This is a genomic window from Pseudoalteromonas sp. MB47 (genome assembly GCF_011319765.1).
Taxonomy (GTDB): Bacteria; Pseudomonadota; Gammaproteobacteria; order Enterobacterales; family Alteromonadaceae; genus Pseudoalteromonas; species Pseudoalteromonas simplex.
The window spans coordinates 102,665-127,722 of record NZ_VFBD01000011.1; the positions used below are offsets into that span (position 1 = coordinate 102,665).

General features: G+C 42.0%; 28 protein-coding genes and 4 tRNA genes. 11 read left to right on the forward strand and 21 right to left on the reverse strand.

Features of this window, described 5'->3' with window-relative positions:
• The first annotated feature begins 1 nt into the window (after position 1).
• From ptsN to mgtE, 4 genes are all read left to right on the forward strand, one after another.
• A complete protein-coding gene (gene ptsN, locus IMPJCBKJ_RS07300) occupies positions 2 to 454 on the forward strand; it encodes a PTS IIA-like nitrogen regulatory protein PtsN (RefSeq protein ID WP_054554157.1) in 453 nt (150 codons plus the stop codon).
• A complete protein-coding gene (gene rapZ, locus IMPJCBKJ_RS07305; protein ID WP_138601999.1) occupies positions 455 to 1,300 on the forward strand; it encodes an RNase adapter RapZ in 846 nt (281 codons plus the stop codon).
• Positions 1,301 to 1,313: 13 nt separating this feature from the next.
• Positions 1,314 to 1,586, forward strand: a complete 273-nt coding sequence (locus tag IMPJCBKJ_RS07310; protein ID WP_054554155.1) for an HPr family phosphocarrier protein — start codon at positions 1,314 to 1,316, stop codon at positions 1,584 to 1,586.
• Between the two features lie 211 nt (positions 1,587 to 1,797).
• The gene (mgtE, locus tag IMPJCBKJ_RS07315) at positions 1,798 to 3,156 is read left to right on the forward strand and encodes a magnesium transporter (protein WP_138601996.1); all 1,359 of its coding nucleotides are present in this window, start codon (positions 1,798 to 1,800) and stop codon (positions 3,154 to 3,156) included.
• 77 nt (positions 3,157 to 3,233) lie between these two features.
• On the opposite strand, the gene IMPJCBKJ_RS07320 is transcribed toward mgtE, so the two are convergent.
• Together IMPJCBKJ_RS07320 and IMPJCBKJ_RS07325 are read right to left on the reverse strand one after the other, a co-directional pair.
• Complete coding sequence (locus IMPJCBKJ_RS07320) at positions 3,234 to 5,411, reverse strand: YgiQ family radical SAM protein (protein WP_166339587.1); 2,178 nt, start codon at positions 5,409 to 5,411, stop codon at positions 3,234 to 3,236.
• 121 nt (positions 5,412 to 5,532) lie between these two features.
• Positions 5,533 to 7,728, reverse strand: coding sequence for an EAL domain-containing protein (locus tag IMPJCBKJ_RS07325; RefSeq protein ID WP_054554152.1), 2,196 nt, complete (start codon positions 7,726 to 7,728; stop codon positions 5,533 to 5,535).
• A 177-nt stretch (positions 7,729 to 7,905) separates the two neighbouring features.
• Here IMPJCBKJ_RS07325 and IMPJCBKJ_RS07330 point away from each other — a divergent pair, with 177 nt between their 5' ends.
• Both IMPJCBKJ_RS07330 and IMPJCBKJ_RS07335 read left to right on the forward strand, forming a co-directional pair.
• Positions 7,906 to 8,484, forward strand: a complete 579-nt coding sequence (locus IMPJCBKJ_RS07330) for an SRPBCC family protein (protein ID WP_138601925.1) — start codon at positions 7,906 to 7,908, stop codon at positions 8,482 to 8,484.
• Entirely contained in the window at positions 8,453 to 9,340 is an 888-nt protein-coding gene (locus IMPJCBKJ_RS07335) for a TIGR03899 family protein (RefSeq protein ID WP_138601923.1), read from the forward strand. Before IMPJCBKJ_RS07330 ends, IMPJCBKJ_RS07335 begins: the two co-directional genes overlap by 32 nt.
• A 33-nt stretch (positions 9,341 to 9,373) precedes the next feature.
• On the opposite strand, the gene IMPJCBKJ_RS07340 is transcribed toward IMPJCBKJ_RS07335, so the two are convergent.
• The 9 genes from IMPJCBKJ_RS07340 to IMPJCBKJ_RS07380 form a co-directional block, all read right to left on the reverse strand.
• Positions 9,374 to 10,141, reverse strand: a complete 768-nt coding sequence (locus IMPJCBKJ_RS07340; protein ID WP_138601926.1) for a TIGR04219 family outer membrane beta-barrel protein — start codon at positions 10,139 to 10,141, stop codon at positions 9,374 to 9,376.
• A 4-nt stretch (positions 10,142 to 10,145) separates the two neighbouring features.
• Positions 10,146 to 11,132, reverse strand: a complete 987-nt coding sequence (locus tag IMPJCBKJ_RS07345; protein ID WP_054554148.1) for a DUF2333 family protein — start codon at positions 11,130 to 11,132, stop codon at positions 10,146 to 10,148.
• Between the two features lie 8 nt (positions 11,133 to 11,140).
• A complete protein-coding gene (locus IMPJCBKJ_RS07350) occupies positions 11,141 to 11,647 on the reverse strand; it encodes a copper chaperone PCu(A)C (protein WP_166339589.1) in 507 nt (168 codons plus the stop codon).
• A gap of 80 nt (positions 11,648 to 11,727) precedes the next feature.
• Entirely contained in the window at positions 11,728 to 12,054 is a 327-nt protein-coding gene (locus IMPJCBKJ_RS07355; protein ID WP_054554146.1) for a hypothetical protein, read from the reverse strand.
• 9 nt (positions 12,055 to 12,063) lie between these two features.
• The gene (locus tag IMPJCBKJ_RS07360; RefSeq protein WP_166339652.1) at positions 12,064 to 12,270 is read right to left on the reverse strand and encodes a PspC domain-containing protein; all 207 of its coding nucleotides are present in this window, start codon (positions 12,268 to 12,270) and stop codon (positions 12,064 to 12,066) included.
• Between the two features lie 10 nt (positions 12,271 to 12,280).
• Positions 12,281 to 12,955 carry a PspA/IM30 family protein gene (locus tag IMPJCBKJ_RS07365; protein ID WP_166339599.1) on the reverse strand — a complete coding sequence of 225 codons (675 nt, stop codon included), beginning with the start codon at positions 12,953 to 12,955 and terminating at the stop codon, positions 12,281 to 12,283.
• Between the two features lie 236 nt (positions 12,956 to 13,191).
• Positions 13,192 to 14,169, reverse strand: a complete 978-nt coding sequence (gene dusA, locus IMPJCBKJ_RS07370) for a tRNA dihydrouridine(20/20a) synthase DusA (protein ID WP_166339602.1) — start codon at positions 14,167 to 14,169, stop codon at positions 13,192 to 13,194.
• 236 nt (positions 14,170 to 14,405) lie between these two features.
• The gene (locus IMPJCBKJ_RS07375; RefSeq protein WP_138601919.1) at positions 14,406 to 14,885 is read right to left on the reverse strand and encodes a hypothetical protein; all 480 of its coding nucleotides are present in this window, start codon (positions 14,883 to 14,885) and stop codon (positions 14,406 to 14,408) included.
• A 97-nt stretch (positions 14,886 to 14,982) separates the two neighbouring features.
• The gene (locus tag IMPJCBKJ_RS07380) at positions 14,983 to 15,603 is read right to left on the reverse strand and encodes a MarC family protein (protein WP_138601917.1); all 621 of its coding nucleotides are present in this window, start codon (positions 15,601 to 15,603) and stop codon (positions 14,983 to 14,985) included.
• A 94-nt stretch (positions 15,604 to 15,697) separates the two neighbouring features.
• Between IMPJCBKJ_RS07380 and IMPJCBKJ_RS07385 the strand changes: the two genes are divergently transcribed.
• The 3 genes from IMPJCBKJ_RS07385 to IMPJCBKJ_RS07395 all read left to right on the forward strand — a co-directional run bounded on the left by IMPJCBKJ_RS07385 (position 15,698) and on the right by IMPJCBKJ_RS07395 (position 17,095).
• Positions 15,698 to 16,132, forward strand: coding sequence for a transcriptional repressor (locus IMPJCBKJ_RS07385; RefSeq protein WP_054554141.1), 435 nt, complete (start codon positions 15,698 to 15,700; stop codon positions 16,130 to 16,132).
• A 73-nt stretch (positions 16,133 to 16,205) separates the two neighbouring features.
• Complete coding sequence (locus IMPJCBKJ_RS07390) at positions 16,206 to 16,673, forward strand: chemotaxis protein CheX (RefSeq protein WP_054554140.1); 468 nt, start codon at positions 16,206 to 16,208, stop codon at positions 16,671 to 16,673.
• Positions 16,670 to 17,095 (forward strand): secondary thiamine-phosphate synthase enzyme YjbQ, encoded by a 426-nt coding sequence (locus IMPJCBKJ_RS07395; protein ID WP_166339604.1) that lies wholly within the window; start codon positions 16,670 to 16,672, stop codon positions 17,093 to 17,095. The genes IMPJCBKJ_RS07390 and IMPJCBKJ_RS07395 overlap by 4 nt, the downstream gene beginning before the upstream one ends.
• Positions 17,096 to 17,207: 112 nt before the next feature.
• Here the strand turns inward: IMPJCBKJ_RS07395 and IMPJCBKJ_RS07400 are convergent.
• From IMPJCBKJ_RS07400 to orn, 5 genes are all read right to left on the reverse strand, one after another.
• Positions 17,208 to 17,283 (reverse strand) — tRNA-Gly (locus IMPJCBKJ_RS07400).
• Positions 17,284 to 17,375: 92 nt separating this feature from the next.
• Positions 17,376 to 17,451: transfer RNA gene (locus IMPJCBKJ_RS07405), tRNA-Gly, on the reverse strand.
• A 168-nt stretch (positions 17,452 to 17,619) separates the two neighbouring features.
• Positions 17,620 to 17,695 (reverse strand) — tRNA-Gly (locus IMPJCBKJ_RS07410).
• A gap of 168 nt (positions 17,696 to 17,863) precedes the next feature.
• Positions 17,864 to 17,939: transfer RNA gene (locus IMPJCBKJ_RS07415), tRNA-Gly, on the reverse strand.
• A 106-nt stretch (positions 17,940 to 18,045) separates the two neighbouring features.
• Positions 18,046 to 18,591 (reverse strand): oligoribonuclease, encoded by a 546-nt coding sequence (gene orn, locus IMPJCBKJ_RS07420; RefSeq protein ID WP_054554138.1) that lies wholly within the window; start codon positions 18,589 to 18,591, stop codon positions 18,046 to 18,048.
• A 122-nt stretch (positions 18,592 to 18,713) separates the two neighbouring features.
• Between orn and rsgA the strand changes: the two genes are divergently transcribed.
• Positions 18,714 to 19,772, forward strand: a complete 1,059-nt coding sequence (gene rsgA, locus IMPJCBKJ_RS07425; RefSeq protein WP_054554137.1) for a small ribosomal subunit biogenesis GTPase RsgA — start codon at positions 18,714 to 18,716, stop codon at positions 19,770 to 19,772.
• Positions 19,773 to 19,790: 18 nt separating this feature from the next.
• A complete protein-coding gene (gene asd, locus IMPJCBKJ_RS07430; protein ID WP_346774156.1) occupies positions 19,791 to 20,657 on the forward strand; it encodes an archaetidylserine decarboxylase in 867 nt (288 codons plus the stop codon).
• Between the two features lie 64 nt (positions 20,658 to 20,721).
• Here the strand turns inward: asd and IMPJCBKJ_RS07435 are convergent, their stop codons facing one another.
• The 5 genes from IMPJCBKJ_RS07435 to IMPJCBKJ_RS07455 are packed head-to-tail and all read right to left on the reverse strand — an operon-like array spanning position 20,722 to position 25,012.
• Positions 20,722 to 21,477, reverse strand: coding sequence for a HesA/MoeB/ThiF family protein (locus IMPJCBKJ_RS07435; RefSeq protein ID WP_166339606.1), 756 nt, complete (start codon positions 21,475 to 21,477; stop codon positions 20,722 to 20,724).
• A gap of 1 nt (position 21,478) precedes the next feature.
• The gene (thiE, locus tag IMPJCBKJ_RS07440; RefSeq protein WP_166339608.1) at positions 21,479 to 23,002 is read right to left on the reverse strand and encodes a thiamine phosphate synthase; all 1,524 of its coding nucleotides are present in this window, start codon (positions 23,000 to 23,002) and stop codon (positions 21,479 to 21,481) included.
• A 15-nt stretch (positions 23,003 to 23,017) separates the two neighbouring features.
• Complete coding sequence (locus IMPJCBKJ_RS07445; RefSeq protein WP_054554134.1) at positions 23,018 to 23,800, reverse strand: thiazole synthase; 783 nt, start codon at positions 23,798 to 23,800, stop codon at positions 23,018 to 23,020.
• A 1-nt stretch (position 23,801) separates the two neighbouring features.
• Entirely contained in the window at positions 23,802 to 23,999 is a 198-nt protein-coding gene (thiS, locus tag IMPJCBKJ_RS07450) for a sulfur carrier protein ThiS (RefSeq protein ID WP_054554133.1), read from the reverse strand.
• 8 nt (positions 24,000 to 24,007) lie between these two features.
• Positions 24,008 to 25,012, reverse strand: a complete 1,005-nt coding sequence (locus IMPJCBKJ_RS07455) for an FAD-dependent oxidoreductase (protein WP_166339610.1) — start codon at positions 25,010 to 25,012, stop codon at positions 24,008 to 24,010.
• Positions 25,013 to 25,058 lie beyond the last annotated feature (46 nt).

Sequence of the window (25,058 nt, forward strand, 5' to 3'; positions counted from 1 at the left end):
TATGAAACTTAGTTCACTTACTAATCAGGACTGCAGCAAAGCTGCGGTCCTTTTTAATAGCAAAAAAAGAATTCTTGAGTATATTAGCGAGTTAGCTCACCAGCAGTTTCCTCATTTATCTCAACAAGATATCCTAGATGCTTTTCTGAACAGGGAAAAGTTAGGTAGTACAGGTATCGGCCGAGGAATAGCTATTCCCCACGGTCGAATGAGTGGTGCTGATGAACCTCATGCATTTATTATTGTCAGTGAATCTCCCATCAATTTTGATGCGATAGACAATCGTCCCGTTGATATTTTTGTCGCACTCATCGTACCAGATGGCGATTGCCAGTTGCACTTGAAGACCTTGTCAACAATTGCTGATAGACTTAAAGATAAAGATTTTTGTAAACAGTTGCGAAGTGCTACAAGCGATCAGCAACTATTTCAAGTAATTGCATCAGAGGCATAAATGGAATTAATAATTATCAGCGGTCGCTCAGGCTCGGGCAAATCGGTCGCTTTACGAGTTCTTGAAGACTTAGGCTACTATTGTGTTGATAATATTCCTGTCAACCTACTGCCTTCGCTCGTGCGAAGTGTTTCTGATAATTATGACAAAATTGCCGTCAGTATCGACGTACGTAACTTACCGAAAGAGCAGCAAGAGTTTAATGATATTCTTGAGTACCTGCCAGGTTTTGCAAACCCAACACTATTCTACCTAGATAGTGATGATCAAACCCTAATTAAGCGCTTTTCTGAAACTCGCCGTTTGCATCCATTATCGATTGATTCTTTACCGCTTGATCTTGCCATTAAACAAGAAAAAATCCTGCTTGATGTGCTGATCACCCGCGCTGACTTTATGATTGATACCACTGATTTGAGTGTTCATCAGTTAGCAGAATCAATTCGTGAAAAGATTTTAGGTAAGAAAGATAAAAAACTGATTATTACGTTTATGTCGTTTGGTTTTAAGCATGGTATTCCAAAAGAAGCTGACTACGTTTTTGATGCACGCTTTTTACCGAACCCACACTGGGAGCCTGATTTGAAGCCACTAACCGGTCTCGATCAGCCTGTCAGGGATTATTTAGCTAGCCACAGCATAGTGCAAAAGTTCACTTGGCAGATTCAAACCTTTGTACAGACTTGGTTGCCACATCTAGAGCGCAATAACCGCAGTTACCTAACCATTGCAATTGGTTGTACAGGAGGCCAACACCGTTCTGTTTACTTAGCGCAAACAATTGGTGAAAGCTTTTCTAAAACTCATGCTAATGTAAAAATTCGCCACCGCGAACAAGATATCTAACTAGGCACCAACAATGCACGCTGAAGATACCTTTTTAATTCAAAACAAACTTGGCTTACATGCTCGCGCTGCGACTGTTTTAGCGCAACTAGCACTGCAATTTGATGCCAAAATTACACTTTTTCAAGATGAGAAAGAAGCTGAAGGCGACAGCGTGTTAGCGTTAATGCTCCTTGAAAGTAGTCAAGGAAAAGAGGTTCGTGTTGTATGCGAAGGTCCTGACGCTGACGCTGCATTAACGGCAATCGGCGAATTAATTGCGCAACGCTTTCACGAGCAAGAATAGCATTTGCTAAGACTTCAAGGTTTACGGTAAACTTACTTCGGATATTTAAAATTCCCTTTAAATATCCTACTTTTATATCGCTCGCTTTTCTAAATTACAAAACTCTTAATAAATTTATCGCAGTGCGACGATATCTCTGCAAATACACTACAAAGCAACTATGCTGTATTTGCATAGCCTATTTAAACTTTTTTCAGTTGTAAGGACGCCAATGCCAGAAGCCTTTGAACAAGATTACCCACTACAACAACTCAAACAAGTGACCAAGTCACTCAATAGTGGTCAATTTGTTCAAGTGCGCGGCATGTTAGCCAAAACGGCACCTTGTGATACAGCCCTTTTACTTGAGTCTTCTCCCCATAAAATTCGTCGTATGCTTTGGCAGCTGGTTGACCCAGATGTCCGTGGTGATGTTCTAGAGGAACTCTCTGAAGATGTACGTCTTGGCATTATTGCCCAGATGGAGCCTGAGCACATTGCTGCTGCTACAGAAGATATGGACGACGATGACTTAGGTGAGGTTTTACGTAGTCTTCCTGATACCGTATATCAAGACGTTGTTAGCGCGATGGACTCGCAAGATAGAGAAAGGGCAACTCAAGCGCTTTCTTATCAAGAGCGCTCAGCCGGAGCCCTGATGAACAGCGATACGGTAACCATTCGTCCAGATGTTACCCTAGATGTAGTTTTACGCTATTTACGCTTACGAGGTGAGTTACCAGAGGGTACCGATGATTTATATGTAGTTGATAAACATAACTGCTTTTTAGGGGCGCTTTCGTTAACCACGCTACTGACAAGTCCTTCTGATAAAGTTGTTCGTGATTTAATGGATGAAGACTGTGAGTCAATCCTAATCTCTATGGATGAAAGTGATGTAGCGCAACTGTTCGAGCGTCACAACTGGATTTCAGCCCCTGTTGTAGATGATAACGCTCACTTGCTTGGTCGTATTACCATCGATGATATCGTTGACGTAATCCGTGAAGATGCTGAACACAGCATGCTAAGCCTTGCTGGTCTTGACGACGAAGAAGATACCTTTGCGCCAGTACTCAAAAGCTCGCAGCGTCGCTCTATTTGGCTTGGGGTTAACTTATTAACCGCATTGCTAGCAGCAATTGTGGCAAGCTTTTTCGAAAACACCTTAGCAATCTTACCTATTTTAGCGGTACTCAATGGTATCGTTCCTTCAATGGGTGGCGTTGCAGGTAGCCAAACCTTAACCCTGGTTATTCGTGGTATAGCGGTTGGCCATATCAACCAAACCAACCAACGCTTCTTATTACTCAAAGAGCTGGCGATTGGCGCACTGAATGGTATTATTTGGTCGATATTAATTGCTGGAGTGGTTGCCCTATGGCAATGGGACTTTAAGCTCGGCGCAGTGCTGGCCTTTGCAATGTTTATGAACCTTGTTGCCGCAGGTATTGCAGGTGCAAGCATTCCATTAATTCTTAAGAAAATGAAAATTGACCCTGCCCTCGCCGGCAGTGTGGTACTGACAACAGTGACGGACATTGTCGGTATCTTTGCCTTTTTAGGCACCGCAACCTGGCTATTAATCTGATACCAATTCACAATAATACTTAATTAAGCGAATTGGTATAACTAAAAACGGCCCTTTAAGAGCCGTATTTATATCTTTTACTTTGCACGCTGCTTATTTTTACCTACTCTAGGTTTAGTATTGGCCTTTTTAAACTGGCTAAAACCGGTATGACGAGTCAGTGCTGCACGGCCTTTACCGCCCTTACCTTTAGCAGTTTTCTCGTTTCGACCTTCTTCAGGTACCAAACAATTCGGCCCTTTACCAATTAAATTCGCTTTGCCCATTTTTCTTAGTGCTTCACGGATCATCGGCCAACCAGCAGGATCGTGGTATCGTAAAATCGCTTTGTGTAAGCGACGCTGGCGTGCGCCTTTTGGAACAGGCACTTGCTCAGTATTATTCTTAATATTGCGCAGCGAGTTCATCTCAGTGTGATAAATTGTGGTTGCATTGGCCATCGGCGATGGATAAAAGTTTTGTACTTGATCAAGCTTAAAGTCATGAGCCTTTAACCATAACGCCATATTCACCATGTCTTCGTCTTTCGTTCCTGGGTGAGCAGAAATAAAATACGGGATCAAATACTGCTTTTTACCCGCTTCTTTTGAGTATTTATCAAATAGCTCTTTAAACTTATCGTAAGCACCCATGCCCGGCTTCATCATCTTAGACAATGGACCATCTTCAGTGTGCTCAGGGGCAATTTTTAAGTACCCGCCTACGTGATGGGTAACCAACTCTTTTACGTAGCGAGGGTCTTCTACGGCTAAGTCATAACGTACGCCAGACGCGATCAAGATTTTCTTCACACCTTTTACATCTCGAGCTTTTTTATAAAGCTCAATCGTTGGGGTGTGATCCGTGTCCATGTGCTTACAAATATCAGGATAAACACATGATAAACGACGACACGTGCTCTCTGCCTTTTTGCTCTTACAGCGCAACTTATACATATTCGCGGTCGGTCCACCTAAGTCAGAAATAACCCCAGTGAAGCCCGGTACTCTGTCACGAATTTGCTCAATTTCATCAATAATTGATTGCTCAGAACGGCTCTGAATAATACGTCCTTCATGTTCTGTTATTGAACAGAAAGAACAACCACCAAAGCAGCCTCGCATGATGTTCACCGAGGTTTTAATCATTTCATAAGCTGGGATTTTTTCATCGCCGTAGCTTGGGTGCGGAATACGCTGATATGGCAAACCAAATACGCCATCCATTTCTTCAGTTTCAAGCGGAAATGCAGGCGGATTTACCCAAATAGAGCGGTCGCCATGGCGTTGAAATAACGCACGCGCACAACCTGGGTTTGTTTCTTGGTGCAAAATACGCGAGGCGTGAGCATAAAGCGGTTTATTCACACTTACTTGCTCATACGCAGGCAGCTTAACGTAGGTCTTTTCCCATGGCTTAGGGCGAGCAGGCTGGATAGTGATTGGCTTAGCCTCCTCGGCACTTAAATCAATACCTGCTTTTTTAAATTCAGATTTACTACAACCCACATCATCTGCGCCATACGGGTTTGGAATTGGGTCAATCTTACCGATTTTATCTATTGCAGTTGAGTCACTACCACGCCAACCCGGTAATGGTTCTTTACGAATAACCGCAGTACCACGAATATCTTGAATTGTCTCAACCGACTCACCCGCAGCAATACGGTGGGCAACTTCAACAAGTGGACGCTCAGCGTTACCGTATATTAAAATGTCAGCTTTAGCATCAAACAATACACTACGGCGTACTTTTTCTTGCCAATAATCATAATGAGCAATACGGCGTAAACTCGCCTCAATACCACCAATGATCAACGGCACATCTTTATAAGCTTCGCGACAGCGTTGGCTGTATACAACTACCGCACGGTCAGGACGTTTACCGCCTATGTTACCCGGCGTATAAGCGTCATCATGACGCATACGCTTTTCAGCAGTATAACGGTTGATCATCGAGTCCATATTACCCGCTGTAACACCAAAGAATAAGTTAGGCTTTCCTAACGCCATAAAGGCATCTTTTGAGTTCCAGTCAGGCTGCGCAATAATACCCACACGAAAACCCTGTGACTCAAGCATACGCCCTATCACAGCCATACCGAAACTTGGGTGATCTACATACGCATCACCACTGACAATGATCACGTCACAGCTATCCCAGCCTAACGCGTCCATTTCTGCACGAGTGGTTGGTAAAAATGGCGCCGTGCCATAGCATTCAGCCCAATACTTAGGGTAAGAAAACAGGCCTCGCTCGGCTTTTAATGCGCTCATAAAGTGTACTCTGCTAACAAAAGGGGCGAATTATACCCCAGTCTTATAGATTATTATAGAAAACAAAACGCCCTTCACATGGGAGGGCGCTGTTTAATTTGTATGCACTGACTGGAACTGGCTATTGCTTAGCTTGCAGGTAAGTAATTAACTCTTTTTCTGGCATAGGTTTAGCGTACATGAAGCCTTGCACTTCATCACAGCCAAGCTGAGCTAAATAATCTGCTTGCGCTTGTGTTTCAACCCCTTCTGCAATGGTTTTTAAGCCTAACCTTGCGCCAAGAGAAATAATTAACGCAGCAATCGCCTGACAATCTTGACCAGGTAAATCTTTGATAAAGTCGCGATCAATTTTTAGTCTGTCTAATGGTAGTTTTTGCAAATAGCTTAACGACGAGAAGCCAGTACCAAAGTCATCAATTGCAATCTCAATACCAAACTCTTTAAGTTCTTTTAATGTGGTGATCACATTAGCTAGCTCATCCATAACCACGCTTTCGGTCACTTCGAGTTCAATAAACTGCGGTTTTACATCGTATTTAATAAGCGTGTCTTTTACTTGTTGAGCATAGCCTTTAACTTTAAACTGCGGTACTGAAACATTTACGGCAATACTGATTGCAAAGCCCATTGCTTCAAGGCGCTTTTGCTGCATACATGCTTGCTCTAGCACCCATTGCCCTATATCAACAATTAAACCAGCATCTTCAGCCATCGGAACGAAAATCGCTGGTGAAATATACTGACCATTACCTGATGGCCAACGCAGTAGCGCTTCACAACCTATGATTTCTAGAGTATTTAAATCAAGTTGCGGCTGAAACCAAACCTCTAATTTACGTTGTTCGAAGTCTTGACGAAGCTGTCTAATGATCCCTAAACGCCAAGCCATTTTCTCTTCCATGTCTGGGGTATAAGTCACCACCGTTTCAGCAGATTGTTTTTTAGCTTGGTTTAAAGCAATGTAACCTAGTTTTAAAGTCTCGATCCCTGCTTGCTGAAAGTCACCTTGATAACATAAGCCAATGTTAAAGTTGATTGGCAAAATATGCTCGCCAGCATTAAATGGTAAACTTAAATGCTCACGAAGTAACTCAATATCGCATTTATCAGCAGCCAACAACAAACCGAAAACATCTGCACCAATGCGCGAGATAAGCTCTGCATTAGGGTATTCTTGTTGTAGCCTATCAACAATTGCATTTAGTAATAAATTACCGATTTCTTGCCCTAAGCCATTGTTGATATCAGAGAATTGCGAAACATCAATTAGTAAAAAGACAAAGTCATTTTTGCCCGGCTGGTAATAGCGCTCCACCTTATTCATAAAATCGTTACGATTCGATAAACCAGTTAATACATCTTTATAAGCTGCATCACGTAAACGGTTGAATAATCGAACATTATCAAGACCTACACTGACGTTCGTTAAGAATATCTCTGCAAATTGCAGTTGTGAAGGACTTGGCGTGTGCTCAGTTTCAAGGTAAATAGCTGCTTGGCGGTTTTTGCTTTTTAATAAATACGTACTGTCTACATCTGTATGCTGATGTTCACCTTGGGCTAGGCAGTTATTGACTTGCATGATAATACGGCCATCATCAAGTTGTTCAATGCCTTGACCAATAAACTCATTGTATTCAGCGCAGCCACCTAGCACATAAACCTGATTGTCATCTTCAATTGAGCCGCACAATAGCCCTTGTGGTTCGCAATCTAAAATAATTGAAAGCTGTTTAATAACCGCCATCGAAAACGCTTTAATATCAGTAAAACCAAGAATTGCCTTAGATGCATACAAAATATTATTTAAAGCACGGCTTTGAAATTCGAGCTGACAAACTTGTTCATAAGAGCGAATTGCTGTTACTAGGGCTGTGATAAGTTTACTACGTGTTAGTTCTGTTTTTGTTTTGTAGTCGTTGATATCGTATTCACGGATCACTTTTTCTTCAGGTGCATAGCCTGGTTGACCGGTACGTAAAATAATCCGCACATTGTGATTATTGAGGCACTCTCGTACCTGCTTTACAACTTGCAGGCCAGCATCATCTGATTCCATAACCACATCAAGTAAAATTACCGAAATGGAATGGTTACTTTTAAGTAATTCGAGCGCTTCTGAACCTGAATAGGCGTGGTGGAATCGTAAGCCTTTATCCCAGAACTCAACGCCAGAAAGCGCTAACTTAGTCACTGAATGTATCTCAGGATCGTCGTCGACTATTAATACGTCCCAAAACTCAGAGACAGTCTCTTCAACAAGCTGCTCCTCATCTTGGTCACTAAACAAAAAGTCGTTACTTTCTGATGCCATTAATAATTCCTTAGAGCAACCCTAGTAAAAATACCAACATTTTACAGTGATGCATAAAATTCTCTCAGTCACTTAACTATGATACATTTATTAGAACATATATAGTCATATCAGATAAATTATAGCCTAGGTTACGTATAATGTTATGAAAGATATAAAACTATTGCCCGAGGTAAAATGATAAAATTTTTTGTTTTAACTCTAAAAGCCCTATTTCTCAGTGCGCTAGTTATGCTTGTCGTTGGGCTATTACTTTCTCAACGCTATACGGTTCATAAATCAATACAGGTCACTGCTAGCAGCTCAGAAATAGCGAAACTAGTAGGTGACTTTAATCAATGGCATAAATGGCAACCATGGAAAAGCGTAGATCCCAGCATCAAGTTTACGGTTTTAGAGCCAAGCCAAGGCGTTGGGGCACACCAATTTTGGCAAAGCCGTTTCGGCGATGGCGAAATGACAATAACACAACAGAATAATGAACAACTTACTTTTAATATTTTATTTAATAAAGAGCATATAGCCCAAGGAACGATCCAATTTACAGGTGCTGGTAATGAAATAAATATTGAGTGCTCGTTACAAGGTGAAGTAAATACTCCTATCATTGGTGGCTACCTTGCATTATTAAGCCAGTATATTCTCAACAACACAGTTAAACTGGCGCTCAATAACATCAAAACCCATGCGCAGTTAGCAACAACAAACAAGGCTATTGCTCCCAATGACAGTGAAAGCGGCTCAAGCGAGAGTTAATCTTGCTAATATTATAGAAAATCAACTTGGCTACCCGATTCATAAGGCATCATCGGCTAAGATTAACCATGCGAGCGATGATAGCTACTCGGCACAAGGTCAGCAGCAATTAGCCTATCAGATTAAAGCGCAAGCAAGCTTATTGGAGCGCGCCCACACTCGCCAAGAAATTCAATTTATTAAACGCCAAGAAAACATTGAAACCATCATGGCGATGGCTATGGCGTTTTGCCCGGATGTCACGGGTCAACAACAGCCCGATTTTGATTGGATAGAGCGATTTATAAGTTTATGTGAAGACACAGCTAATTCCTCAATGCAAAAGCTGTGGGCAAAAATTTTAGCAGGTGAAACAGTATCGCCAGGCACCTTTTCGATTAAAAGCCTACAAACCCTTAAACACATGACTCAACGTGAAGCAGATGCTCTTCAGCGCTGTACATCATTGTGTGGATTCAACGAAAAAGACAACAGCCACTTAATTTTACTCGGCTTTTACAAGAAACCCTCGCTGTTTGATTTACTTAGAAAAGGTAATAAGGTGTCATTTAACTTAGGGAAAACCCCAGTTAGCTTTCCTGACATTCTGACCCTAATGGATATTAACTTACTGTATCGAAAAGAAATCGAATCGGCGGTTTTAAAAGCTGGTCAAGAACTAATACTGAGCTTTATGAATCAACGCTTGGTTTTAAAAGCAAAAAGTAATGACTTAGTACTCAGTTACTATAAATTTACCCAGACTGGTGACGAGTTAAGAAAGCTAATCGCATCACCAATAAACAAAGCTTATAAGCAAATACTGGCAACATCATTAGAAGATGAATTTGAAGTTAGCTGGCAAGCTTTAAAGTAAAGCCGCCAGCTAAAAATAAATCGAAAAATTCGATTAGAAATGAACTTGAATACCTGCAAACGGGCCCGATGCATCTAAATCTGTGTAGATATCATCAATATCATCAAGCTCTAACGTCATTGAGCGGTAACCCGCTTTAATATCCATATCGATTGCTAAGTTATCAAGTAAAGCGTATGCAATACCCGCTTGGTAATCTTGGACTTTACTATCGTCAATAGCCAGTAGGCTACCTTCAAAGAAAACGCTTAAACCCGTTAATGGTAAGCCAACTTCAGCCCGGCCATACACTAAAGGTACGAAACCAGAAAAATCAACACGCTCAGTCGTGTTTTGGCCACCTTCTTGAGATGTACCAGTCACAACAATTTCACCATCAAATTGTTTAGCATTTACACCTAAATCAATTGAAACCAAATCATTATCAAAGATTTCGTAGTATAGAATGTAGTCGACATGCGATAAATCACTCACAGTGCCTACTTGTGTGCCTACAACGTAATCAGAACCACCAAAACTAAACGTTTCATCAAGTGTTGTATCACCATTTAACTCAAGTTCAGTGTATTTTAGTTTAATGTTTGGTATTAACGGCACTGGGTGCTCAAGTGCTGCGTAGTAGCTCGTGAACGTTTCATCATCAAATTTAAAGCTTTGTAGATTTCCATCTTGAGCAAAACTACCACTGTTATCTGATTGCCAACCATCAACACCTAGGTATAAACCTAATAATGTATCAGCTTGTGCTGTTGGAGCTAAACAGGCCATTGAAAGGGCAGCTGCTAAACAGTACTTTTTCATCATTTTATCCTTGCGCTAAAAGTTCGCTAAGTTCAATTAGAGCCGCATTGGCTCGAGAAATATAATTCGCCATGACCAGTGAGTGGTTAGCTACAAAGCCAAAGCCACTGCCATTTAAGATCATTGGGCTCCACACTGTTTCTTGCGTAGCCTCTAATTCACGAATAATTTGTTGCAGACTAACACGAGCGTTTTTCTTTTCTAAGACATCGGCAAAATCATATTCAACCGCTTGCAAAAAGTGTAGTAATGCCCACGTTGCACCACGCGATTCATAAAACACATCATCAATTTGCCACCAAGATGTTTTCACTTGGTTCTGTAAAGGAGCATAAGTTGCTTGATGAGCCGCGGTATCACCTGCTAAATCTGTATTCAAACGATCTTGACCAACACTTGCACTTAAACGCTGGCTCAAGCTGCCAAGACGTTTTTCTGCTTCTTTTAGCCAGCCACGTAAGTTATCTGCACGCGCATAAAATTGACTATCACGATCGTTCTGATCGGCAATTTGAGTGCGGTACACAACGAGTAAATCAATGCCTTTTTGATACTCAGTTTCAGCACTTGGCCATGCCCATGCTACCGAGCTAATATTAAATTGCGGTTGTGCTTTTTTTAACGCTTCGTGTTCAGTTGATTGAGACTGCGAACGGCTGAAATCTTTACGCATCGACAAGACTAAATCGCGGGTCATTTCAAGCGCGCCATATTCCCACGCAGGCATGTTATCCATCATTACGCTCGGTGGCATCATATCGTTAGATAAATAGCCGCCAGGCTTATTTAATAATGTACTTGCTACATTGATCAACGTTGTGGTTGTTGTATAGCCTGTTACAAACTTTTCACCACGCATCTGCGCTTCTTGTTTAGCCTTACTTACAACATCCATACGAGCTGGTTCACTACTCCAGTAAACAGCAATCGCGTAAAAAATAATTAATATAATAAGTAATGCACTGGCTATTTTTCCTTTATGCTCAGACATAATATCTCCTAGTGATGTGAGTGCCCTTGACTTTTTTGTGATGCCTGTTCAGACATTTCTTGTAAAGACACAACTTTAGCTTGAGTAAAAACTCGATTGCCGTCATTAAAATATAGCGTGAGTTTGCGCTCTTGCCCTGCTTTTAGCTGCTCTTCAGGTTCAAACACCATTAAGTGATAACCACCTGGTTTAAATTCAACACTGCTGTGACCATCAATTTTTAATGATAAAACCTGTTCCATTTTCATCATGCCATCAACATGAGTATGTTGATGAATTTCAACACGACCTAAACCATCAAGCTCTGCTTTAGTTAACACTGTTGCGTGTTCACTTGGGTTAGTAATGGTCAAATAAGCAACACTTGCTTTACTGGCTGGTAAAAATTCACGTACCTGCGCGTTACTTACAGTAACTTCGGCAACATCGCTGTGGTCATGACCACTATGGGCAGATGAAAAAGTACTAAAGAATAAGCTTGCGGTAAGAAAAGAGAGTGCGGGCCACAGTTTCATTATGTTTTAATCCTTGTTAAGACATTAACTTACCCGCTAAATTTAGCATATTTTATGTATTAAGGCAGTTTATTCGTACCTTAAGCTGGCGATTTTTTGTTATCGGCAATCAACCAGCATAATGCCGCGATAAGTAAAAGTGGCCATGCAATCATTACTGAGCCAAATAAAAACGCAAGCACAACACCAATCAAAGCAACAACACCTGCGCCAAGTAGGCCAATTGTAAATAACGCCACACCTGCAACGACGGCAATGACTGCCACTATTGCACCGATGACTTCAAGCCCAGCCCAACTCATGTCAGCAATTGACAATGGTAATTGCCATGAGTCAAAGGAAACAAATGAAACTGCATCAGTGCATAGTAATAACATTGCCAAAATGATGATAGCTAACGTTTTCATGCTCTACTCCTAATAACCTTTCAATGGTAAAGTGCAATGAGCCACTAAATAACCCACGCCGATTAACAGCGGCATTTGAATAAGTAGTATGATCATGACCAAGCGTGTCGACCATACTGGGAATCCCAAGCGCGCAGCGAGTCCGCTACACACACCCGAGATCTTTTTGTTACTTAGATCACGGTACCAACGTGTCGATGTGTGATAAGTATTCATCATTAACCTCCTAAGCCGACTGCTTCATCATTGCTTTTAAATCAGCAAGCTCTTTATCGATTGCTTCATCTTTCTCAAGGGCTGCGATTTGTGCTGCTGTTGAATTTGCAGCATCACCTTGTGTAAGTTCATACGCTTCCACTTGCGACTCAATGTTTTCAACACGCTGCTCTAAGTAGTCAAAACGTGCTAATGCATCTTCAACTTTACTGCTATGCAGCTGCTCTTTTACTTTTAAGCGTGCTGTAACAACGCGTTCTTTTTGCATGTAAGTCAGCTGTTTGGCTTTTGCATCTGCAAGCTTGTTTTGTAAACGCTGACAATCCTCTGTCAATTTAGCGAGTGACTCTGCCACTTTATCCATTTCAGCTTGTTGTGCTTCGATTTCTGTCGTTAAACGCTGCTTTTCAACTAATGCTGCTTTGGCAAGATCATCACGATCTTTACTCAACGCTTTTTCTGCTTTCGCTTGCCAGTCTGCTACTTTCGCTTGTTTCGCTGCAATTTCACGCTTCATTTGTTTTTCTTGCGTTAAAAATGTCGCAGCAGTTGCACGGCATTCAGTCAGTGCATCCTGCATTTCTTGCACGAGTAGATTAAGTAACTTTTCAGGATCTTCAGCTTTGTCTAATGCTGCAGAAAGGTTTGCCTGAATAATGTCATTTACGCGATTTAATACACCCATGTGACTCTCCTGTTGATTATTGGGTTAATACAGCTAGGAGATTCCAATTCTTGTGCCAACTAACGAATAAATTAAATTTGTTATTTAGATACAATGAGTTGAGTCTATTAAATTTAGATTTAGGCTGACCAGTGACTGAATGAAAAATAACTAATTTGACTAAAAAATTAACTTTTTCACTAAATTTTAGGATCAAAAAAAGCCACAAAATGTGGCTTTTTTAATAGGCTTTGTGATTAGGCTTCTGGGACAAAACTTAAGGCTTTATCCATAACAGATAAATCGGCCGCTTTACCATGGCCTTTTTCTGAAAGGTGGCGTCTGAAACCACGCGCACCAGGTTGGCCTTGGAAAATCCCCAACATATGGCGAGCAATATGCCAAAAGTTAGCGCCTTTGCTCATTTCATCTTCAATATAGTCATACATCGAGCGTACAACCTGATGACGACTTAGCGTAAAGGCTTCATCACCATAAATATTTTCGTCAACCTCAGACAAAATAAACGGATTACTATACGCCTCACGACCAATCATGATGCCATCAACATAATCAAGGTGAGCCACACTATCAGCAATTGTTTTCACGCCACCATTTAAGCTTAAGTGCAGTTGCGGATAATCTTTCTTCAACTGATAAACGCGCGGGTAATCCAGAGGTGGGATCTCACGATTCTCTTTTGGGCTTAAGCCATTTAACCACGCTTTACGCGCATGAATAATAAAGTCATCACAACCAACATCATGACTCGCTTCAATTAAAGCACATAAAAACTCATACGAGTCTTGCTCATCAATACCAATGCGCGTTTTAACTGTAACAGGAATAGTCACTTCGGCCTTCATTGCAGCAACGCAGTCAGCAACCAGTTTAGGCTCAGCCATTAAACAAGCACCAAAACGACCATTTTGCACACGGTCAGACGGACAGCCAACATTTAAATTTACTTCATGATAACCGCGCTCTGCTGCTAACTTTGCACACTTAGCCAACGCTTCAGGATCTGAGCCACCAAGTTGCAATGCCACTGGACCTTCATACTCATTAAAATGTAAGTAATCGCCCTTACCAAATAATATAGCGCCGGTTGTCACCATCTCAGTGTAAAGCACAGCATGCTTAGTCATTTTGCGGTGAAAGGTTCGACAGTGACGATCTGTCCAATCTAACATGGGTGCCACGGAAAAACGGCGGTTTAATGTCGTTGTGCTCATAACATGGCCCCTTTAAAGATCAATGCATTTACTTGCAACTTAAATTACCTAATACGATTAACGCTTAATATAGCGATGACACATACCCTTTAGGTATGCACCGAAATGAAAAATTGCAGCCATTATACCACCGAAGCTAACTCCCGGCATGGCTTAATCGAAGATCAGATGATGAAAAGAGACGAAGAAGTGTACTGCAATCTCACTTCTTTGAAGAATAAGCAAAAATGGAAAGGTTACATCTTCACTTCATTTAGAAGATGTTCAAGATTTTGGCCCGTAAGCTCTAAAACAGTAATTTCGAGCTCTTTGTAATCCTCATTTTTCAGGTTAACTAGCTTAGCACCAACAGCAATTCGTGCGATTTTCTCAACGGGGTCTATTTCTACAATTTCAATTGATGCTCGCGTGTCGTGATCTTTTGATTGCACATAATACTCGCTAAAGAAGGTACCATCAGCACGGACATTTGGATTACTGTCAGACACAGACTGCAGGAGCGTGCCTTTCTTTAAATCACTTTTACGAAGTGAGAAACTATATTCTGCCACATTGGCATGACCAACAATTACAGTTACGGCGCTTTCACCATTAATTTTAAAATCATGGTCTGTTACTTCGATGACTTTTAGCTTACCACTATCATAGGTCGGCTCCATGCAAGCACCTAAACTAAAAATCAGAAAGACAGATAAAACAACGTTTTTGATTAGCATTCTTTGTTCCTTAAAATTTATATTGCCTTCTTTAAAGTTAGATAAAAGAAGGCAATTATTCAAAATTTAAATCACTGAAAATGCACTTTAAATTAAACTACGCGACGACACTTAAACCAAAATAGTGAGCAATACCACCTAAGATATTAGTCACCGCCACTGACGATAGAATTAAACCCATCACCCGGCTAATGATACTTGCGCCACTATCGCCTATTAACTTATGAACATGCGTAGCAAGTAGTAGTAAAACCAACACAATTACTAATACCAAAAGCATGATTGAGGAAGTTATAAGCTGTTCATACCAAGTGTATTCGGTATTTCGGGTCATTAGTACTGCACCAAGCATGGCACCCGGACTGGCAATAGAAGGAATCGCCAAAGGAAAAATAGCGGTTTCAGTGCTATCACGAACGCTTTTTATCTCGGTTTCAGGTTTACTTTCACCAAATATCATCGACAGTGCAAAAAGTAATAGCACAATTCCTCCAGCAATCTGAAACGCCGAAAGAGGAATGTTAATCGCGTTTAAGAGTAGCTCACCTGCAACAACAAAAAATAATAAAACCAGCGCCGAAACGCCAACCGCCTTTAAAGCAACTTTGCGTTTGAACTTAGCATCATCCCAGCGCGTAACAGCAATAAAAACGGGAACTGTGCCTATTGGATCGATTACCGCAAAAAAGAAAATGAATGCCGCTAGCAATTCACTCATTAATCAAACTCCCTAAAAACGTGTTAGCGAATAAAAACACTGCAACTACAATACAGTATGTTAGTATATCACGGTAGCGTAAGGATAAGAGAAGATGAATATAGAATCACTCGTCAGTAAAGCAAAACAAGTATGCGATAATCGTGGTGCTCGTTTCACACCCATCCGTGAAAAAGTATTCCGCCTATTAGCTAGTGCGCAAGGTGGTGTGGGTGCTTATGACCTATTAGAACAACTTAAATTAACTGAATCAGGCGCAAAACCAGCCACTATTTATCGAGCGCTCGATTTTTTATCGGAACTTGGCTTTATTCATAAAATTGAAAGCACCAACTCATTTATGTTGTGCCATCATTTTGATCACATCCACCCTGTACAATTATTAATTTGTGATAGCTGTGGTTATGTAAAAGAATTACATTCAACAGTAATTTCTCATGAACTTAATAACTTAGCAGCAGAAAGTGGATTTATTGTTTCTGGACAAACAATCGAAGCGCATGGTAAATGCGAAAAATGCAAAGAATAAGTGCGGTGTTTGAAACAACCACTACACTTAAAGTATGATTAACGGCATTTCGAAACCTAAGGGAAAATAAATAATGAATGTGGAGTTCATCAACCCTTTTTTATCATCATTATTAAATGTATTGAGCACCATGGCTCAAACAGAATTAAAGCCGGGCAAACCTAGTTTAAAGAAAGACGAATTAGCCCGTGGCGATGTATCAGGTTTGATTGGTATGGTTGGCCCACAAACTAAAGGTTCACTTTCAATCACCTTTGATGAAAATCTAGCTCTGACCATTATGGAAAGAATGCTAGGTGAACGCCCTGATACGGTAAATGAAGAAGTAACCGACATGGTAGGTGAAATTACTAACATGGTAACAGGTGGCGCTAAAAACCTACTCGGTGAAAAAGGTTATGAGTTTGATATGGCAACGCCAGTTGTAGTGTCTGGTAAGGGACATACAATTGCTCATAAATGTGAAGGCGCCAAGGTATTAATTCCATTCACGTCAGCTGATGGTAACGCCAATATTGAAGTTAGCTTTGATAAACTATGAGCTGGCAGCAAAAAACCATTCAATTGAAGCCTCGCTCACGAGGCTTTCACATCATTGATGACGAGCTTCTTCGGCAACTTCCGGAGATAACACAATACAAAGTCGGCTTATTACACCTATTCATTCAACACACTTCTGCAAGCTTAACTATTAACGAAAATGCAGATCCTACAGTTAGAATGGATATGGAAAGTCACTTCAATCATTTTGTGCCAGAACGACAAAGTTATTACCGCCATGATTATGAAGGTGATGACGACATGCCTGCCCACATAAAAAGCAGTACTTTAGGTACTGAACTCACTATTCCAATTAACCAAGGCCGTTTAATGCTTGGTACCTGGCAAGATATCTATTTAGGCGAACACCGAGATCATGGCGGTGTAAGACGCATTGTCGCGACGATTCAAGGTCAGATCTAAAACTAGCTGTAAGCTGTAAGCTGTAAGCTGTAAGCTGTAAGCTATAAGCTGTAAGCAAATCTTGCTATTAACTAAATTATTTAAGAAAGTGTTTTTGGGATTTTTTAGAGATTGGAGCGGCACACGAGGCTCGAACTCGTGACCTCAACCTTGGCAAGGTTGCGCTCTACCAACTGAGCTAGTGCCGCATAAATAAGTTGTAAGCTGCAAGTTTCTAGTTTCAAGCTAATGCTTTCAACTTTCCCCTTGAAACTTAAGCCAATTTCTTTTGGTGAGAAATTGGAGCGGCACACGAGGCTCGAACTCGTGACCTCAACCTTGGCAAGGTTGCGCTCTACCAACTGAGCTAGTGCCGCATTCAAAAGTAGTCAGTAATTTGTCCGTTGTCGCACAACCTGAAGGTTGCGGTGAAACGTTCTGGCAACTGAGCTAGTGCCGCACAATAAGTTACTAGTTTTAAGTTACAAGCTTCAAGTTAGTTACTTTCCCCTTGAAACTTATATCAATTTCTTTTGGTGAGAAATTGGAGCGGCACACGAGGCTCGAACTCGTGACCTCAACCTTGGCAAGGTTGCGCTCTACCAACTGAGCTAGTGCCGCATTCAAAAGTAGTCAGTAATTTGTCCGTTGTCGCACAACCTGAAGGTTGCGGTGAAACGTTCTGGCAACTGAGCTAGTGCCGCACAATAAGTTACTAGTTTTAAGTTACAAGCTTCAAGTTAGTTACTTTCCACTTGAAACTTAAGCCAATTTCTTTTGGTGAGAAATTGGAGCGGCACACGAGGCTCGAACTCGTGACCTCAACCTTGGCAAGGTTGCGCTCTACCAACTGAGCTAGTGCCGCAAATTTCAACTATAAAAGTTTAGCTAAAGACATACCAACCCCGCGGGGGTTAACGTCTTAAGCGGGGCAGGATTCTACAATAATCCGATGTGTTTGCAAATGTTTTTTACAAATTAAAGAATTTTTCTTGGTAAACCTTTAATTCCATGATCGAATCTTTGATATCGTCGAGGGCTAGATGTGAACCTTTTTTGTTCACTTGCGCTAATACGTCAGGCTTCCAACGACGTGCAAGTTCTTTAACGGTACTCACATCAAGGTTACGGTAGTGAAAGTAGTCTTCCAATTCAGGCATGTACTTATTCATAAAACGGCGGTCTTGGCCGATAGAATTACCACACATAGGTGAAGCACCCGCAGGTACCCATTGCTTTAGAAATGCCAAAGTTTGATCAATAGCATCTTGTTCAGTGAATGTGCTTGCTTTACAACGAGCTGTTAAACCAGATTGACCGTGCTGAGTCGTGCACCACTCGTCCATGCCATCAAGCAGTTCATCGCTTTGATGAATAGCAATAACAGGGCCTTCGGCCAAGATGTTTAAATCACTGTCGGTGACAACAGTGGCAATTTCGAGTATTTTATCTGTTGCTGGTTCGAGGCCTGTCATTTCTAGGTCGAGCCAGATAAGATTTGATTTATGAAAAGACATAGTTACCTTAGCGGTGCTTTCCTTTAGATCCAACGCATTTAGATATATCATATTAGTATCATCAGTCGACCTAAAGCTTTTTTTTCAAAAAGCCCGACATTTACTCAAGTTATAGGCCAAAAGTGGCAAAACAAAAGAAATTAAGTAAAGGCCAATCGCGTCGAATTAAGGCCAATCATCAAAAACGCCTCTCTAATGCAGACAAAAAGCAACAGAAAGGGGCAACTGTGCAATGGCAAAATGATAATTTAGGCCCTGCTGAAAATGCGGTTGTGATCAGTCGTTTTGGCCAACACGCCGATATCGAAACCGAATCAGGCGAAGTGCTACGCTGTAATATACGTAGAACAGTATCGAGCCTTGTTTGTGGTGATGAAGTTATTTTTCGCCGTGCAAAAGTTAGCGAAGGCGACTTAGCTGGCGTTATTGAAGCAACCCATGAGCGTCGCTCACAACTAACGCGCCCTGATTTTTATGACGGGGTGAAAGTCGTCGCTGCCAATATCGACCAAATTTTAATGGTCTCTGCGGTATTGCCTGAGTTTACACCAAACATTATCGACCGCTATTTAGTTGCCTGTGAAGACATGGGGATTGAGCCAATTTTAGTGCTTAATAAAATAGATTTGATTGACGATGAAGGCCTTGCTTTTATTGATGAAATTCTCGATATCTATCGTGAGCTAGGTTATCAAGTACTATTAGTCAGTAATAAAACGGGTCAAGGCATTGATGAGCTTAAACAAAAACTGGTCGATAAAAACAGCATTTTTGTTGGTCAAAGTGGTGTGGGTAAATCAACCTTAGTGAACACTGTACTGCCTGATGCTGACATCTTAACCCAAGAAGTATCTGAGAACAGCGGCCTTGGTCAACACACAACAACCGTATCGCGATTACACCATCTACCAAGTGGTGGTAACCTAATCGACTCACCGGGAATTCGTGAGTTTGGCTTATGGCATTTAGATGTTGAGCGCGTTACATGGTGCTTTAAAGAGTTCCGTGATTTTATTGGTGGCTGTCGTTTTCGCGATTGTAAGCATTTAAACGATCCAGGCTGTATAATTCGCCAAGCTGTTGATGATGGTGAAATTTCAGAACTTCGTTTTGACAGTTACCACCGAATTTTAGAAACTATGGCCGACGGCCGTGCTGGTGCACGCGCTCCTCGCGTATAACTATTTAGGAAAAAACAAGTGAGTTTAGATAAATTCAAAATTGCTATGCAATATGCCATGCCAAAACATTTCATTTCGCGCATGGTTGGCAAGTTAGCAGCAGCAAAAGCGGGTGGCTTAACAACGGCCTTAATTAAATTGTTTATCAAACAATACAAAATTGATATGACTGAGGCTAAATACCCAGATCCAGCTCATTACAAAACTTTTAATGAGTTTTTCACTCGCCCGTTAAAAGAAGGTATTCGTCCACTTGCTGAAGAAAGCGACATTATTACTCACCCAGTTGATGGTGCAATTAGCCAATTAGGCGATGTAGTAGACGGTCACATCATCCAAGCAAAAGGCCATGACTACAGCTTACAAGCACTCCTTGGTGGCAAAGAAGAAGACACAGCGCCGTTTTTAGGCGGTAAGTTTGCAACTATTTATTTAGCGCCTAAAGATTACCACCGTATTCACATGCCTGTTGATGGTACGCTGAGCAAAATGATCTACGTACCGGGTGATTTATTTTCGGTAAACCCGTTAACAGCGCAAAATGTACCTAACCTATTTGCTCGTAACGAGCGTGTTGTAGCTATCTTCGAAACCGAAATTGGCCCGCTAGCCATGGTACTTGTCGGTGCGACAATTGTTGCTAGCATCGAGACTATTTGGGCAGGCACAGTAACGCCACCAGCAGGTAAAGATGTATTTAGTTGGAATTACCCAACTGAAGGTGACAATGCGATTACTCTGAAGAAAGGTGAAGAAATGGGTCGCTTTAAATTAGGCTCTACCGTTATTTTAGCCTGGGGCGCAAATCAAGCTGAGTTCTTATCAGATCAACACCCAGAAACAGTGACGCGAATGGGCACACCATTTGCGAAAATTAACGACTAATAAGTTCAATTTAGCAAACCACTTGAGCAAAAGTGGTTTGCTTAAAACTCTCTATAAATCGCGCCTACACTCCACGATTACACTCTGAACACTCCCTGTCTTTTTGAATATTAAAGCGCTCTTGTTTTAGTGTTAGCCCATCAAATTGAATAAACTCGCTGCCCGTTTTATGGCCAAGCAATATATTGATAGCCAATAAACTTTGCATGCTGCCCATAACACCCAGTAACGGGCTCAATACCCCAGCATTGTCACAATTAAGTGCTGTTTGCTCCTCCGTTTGCGGGAATATACAGCCATAGCAAGGGCTTTGTTCATCACGAAAATCAAAACTCATCACCTGCCCCTGTGTTGCAATAGCCGCAGCTGAAACAAGCGGAATAGATTTAGCTAAACAATAGCGATTAACCAAATAGCGGGTAGCAAAGTTATCACTGCAATCAAGAATGATGTCAGCATCTTCAAGTAGCTCAGCACAGTTACTTTCATCAAGCTTTTGGCATAGAGGTTTAACCGTAATTTGATTATTTAAACTGCCTAACACCTTGGCAGCCGCCTGTGTTTTAGCCTGCCCCATGTGGTTTACTTTATAGAGTATTTGTCGCTGTAGATTTGAAAGCTCAACTTTATCGTCGTCAATCAAAGTGAGTGTTCCGATTCCTGCAGCCGCTAAATAAAACAGTGCTGGTGAGCCAAGCCCCCCCGCTCCGATAACCACAATATGTGCAGACTTTAACTTATGCTGACCCGCATGCCCCACCTCTTTTAATAGCAAATGGCGGCTATAACGAATTTGCTCTTTGTCGCTTAACGCGCTCATATTATGGCTGACCTTCGACCAGCTGTTTTAACGTGGCAATGGCTGCTTGGTAGTCTTCGGCTTCGGTAATCGCACGCACTACTGCAACACTGCCAACACCCGTTTTCGCAACTTGCTCAGCACGAGATAAGTCAATTCCACCAATTGCCACTGTAGGATAATCAGCCATTAACGGCACAAATTTTTCGAGCTTTTCTAAGCCTTGAATTTGCCCAGTCATGTCTTTGGTGGTGGTTGGATAAATAGCACCAAACGCCATATAACTTGGTCTGTAATTATGTGCACGCAGCATCTCATAAAAGCCATGAGTCGACACACCTAAGCGTAACCCCGCCTCTTTTATGGCAATTAAATTAGCGGTTTGTAAGTCTTCTTGCCCTAAATGCACACCATAAGCGCCGTGCTTAATCGCCAATTGCCAATAATCATTGATATACACCTGCGCATCGTACTTCTGCCCCAGCATAACCGCACTTGCAATCGACTCATCAAGTGCTGCATCGTCTGCATTTTTCATTCTTAATTGAACGGTTTTAACCCCTTCGGCTAAACACTTCTCTAACCAATCAACCGTATCAACAACGGCATATAGCCCAAGCTGTTTAGAGTCGCACTCAGCAAAGCCTGCTGCCATGGTAAAATCAACCGGGCAATCAAAGTCGAGTTCATCACCTAGCCAACTTCCCGCTTCGATGACTTGTGGGTAATCAGCTAGATTTGTTGGAAAGCAAGTGTGTGCAACGGGGCCAATCCCCTCACCATATCGAATGGCTGCTTTTAATCCTTGGTTGATATAGGCTTTCGCTAAAATAAAGGCATCTTTGAGAGGATACTGTTTGGTTAAACACGCAGCAATCACAGAGGCCATACTGCATCCAGTACCATGACTATGCGGAGTTTGAATTTTTTCGTTACCAAGCCAATATTCCTGCTCACCTTGCACGCAGTAATCAATGCAATAGCCACTTGGGTAATCCCAGTGACCCCCTTTGATGATCACCGCTTTTGCACCATAGCCTGTTAACTTCTTTGCGGCCTCTTTCACTGCGCTTGGGCCAATCAGGTAAACACCAGTTAATAGCTGTGTTTCGTGGGTGTTCGGTGTTACAACATCGACTAATGGCAATAAACACTCTTTGATAGCACTAACAGTATCTTCTTCTGTTAATAAATCACCACTTGAGGCAATGGCAACCGGATCATAAACAACCAAAGGCGGCTCTGCCCAAGTTGCTTTGTAATGTTTTAAATGCTCACTAATAAGCTGTATTTGCTGCACATTGGCAAGCATGCCAATTTTAATCACGCTGGCAGGCATATCACTGGCTAAGGCTAATAGTTGCGACTCAATCACTTCTGTTGAAATCGGGTTAAGTGCTTCTACACCTAAACTATTTTGTGCCGTTAAAGCAGTAATAACCGTACAGCCATGTACATTAAAACTTTGCATTGCCTTGATGTCGGCTTGAATTCCTGCACCGCCGCCCGAATCTGAGCCAGCTATGGTCCATACAACCTGATTCATGTTATTCCTCACATTTTATTCTTGATGCCAAAATGGCATTCCAAGCGTCGGCGTTGATGGGCTTGCTACGTCTTTCTCTGGCATCGCTTTAGCCACATAGCTAGATCGCCCCGCTTCAACCGCACTCTTAAACGCTTTACTCATCGTTACTGGGCAACCTGCACCTGCAATTGCCGAATTTAATAATACGGCATCATACCCTAATTCAAGCGCTTGACAGGCATGAGATGGTAAACCTAAGCCCGCATCAACAATTAACGTATGGTTTGGCAAGCGCTCACGGATCATTTTTAAGTTATAAGGATTCAGCAAGCCTTTGCCTGTGCCAATCGGTGCGCCCCAAGGCATAAGTACTTCGCAGCCTAAATCAGCGAGGCGCTGACACAGAACTAAATCATCTGTGCAATAAGGTAAAACTTTAAAGCCATCGGCCAATAAAATTTTAGTGGCTTCGAGCAGTGCGAATGGATCTGGCTGTAAATTATATTCGTCACCAATCAACTCTAACTTGATCCAATCAGTGGCAAACACTTCGCGGCACATTTGTGCCAAGGTCACTGCTTCTTTCACACTATGGCAACCCGCCGTATTTGGCAGCACCTTTAACCCAGTGTTTTTTATCAATTGCCAAAAATCATCACCGGCAGCAGCGCTTTGCTGACGTCTTAATGAAACCGTGACAATCTCAGCCTGTGAGGCCACTATCGACTCTGTCATAACACTTGGCGAAGGGTACAGTGCTGAGCCAATCAGTAAACGACTCGTAAATTGCTCACCATAAACTGAAAAACTATCCATCTTAGCCTCCTTGAATTGGCGACAATAGCTCAATGCTGTCGCCTTCATTGAGGGGTTTAGCATCGCATTGGCTGCGCGGTACAAAGTCACCATTAACGGCAACGGCAAATGGAGGTCTTGCGCCAAACTGGCTCAACGCCTGAGTGAGCGATGTATTGTCGTTCACTGTAACTGACTGACCATTAATTAAAATATTCATTTTTATCCTTAAGCAATTAAGCTCACTGCATCATCGACCACCTGAGGCGCAAGTAAATAGCCATGACGGTACAAGCCATTAATACTGATCACTCGACCTTGTTTTGTGACTTTCGGGCGGTTGTCTGCAAACGCTGGACGAAGCCCCGACTGCAAGCTCTCGATACGCCCTTCAGCAAAGCCGCTATGCACCGTATAAGCAGCAGACAATAATTCCAGCGCCGAGCGCACGGTGACTTTACCGCGGTCTTGCGATTCGATTTCAGTCGCACCAATCACAAATTGATGGTTTGGCTTAGGAGCAATATAAATTGGATAACGCGGATGCATCAGTCGTATCGGTCTGGTTAGGTTCACCTCCGGTGCATATAAACGCGCCACCTCCCCTCTTACTCCACGCAGTAAGGGTTCAGCCTGTTTTGCACCTAAACCGCGACAATCAAATACATAATCAAAGCTTTGGCCATTCACTTGATGGGTGTTCAATGCAACTTTACAGCTAAAGTTAAATTGCACTCCTTGCGAGGTAAGCTTTTTAAAACTAGCGCTATAAAATGCCTGATTATCGAGTTGCCCTTCACAAGGTAAATACACACCTTGATGGAAACGCCCAGCTAGTTCTGGTTCAAGATCAGCGATTTGAGTGCCAACCAATGCCTGTGCCTGATAGCTTTCAAGCGGTTTTAAGCGGCTCACAAAACTTTGTAAATCGCCCTTATCTTGCTGATGAGCAACCACTAAACTGCCTGTTTGTTGAAAATACACAGCGTCATCGAGCTCACTTAAAATTTGCTGCCAACGAGTGATGCTATTAAGCCCTTGTAGGGCTAAATCCTGTTCACACAAGACTGATTCAGCAAGGGGGGCTAACATTGCTGCAGCAACGCTGCCAGCACTGTTGCTAGCATGTTCATCATCTTGCTCAAACACACTTAACTGATGCTCTTTAGCAAGTGCTAATGCAGTTAAACGACCAGTTAAACCAAAACCCAGTATCGCTATCTTTAATGACATAAACTTTCTAGGCCCTAGGCTCTAGGCCCTAGGTAAATACCCAGAG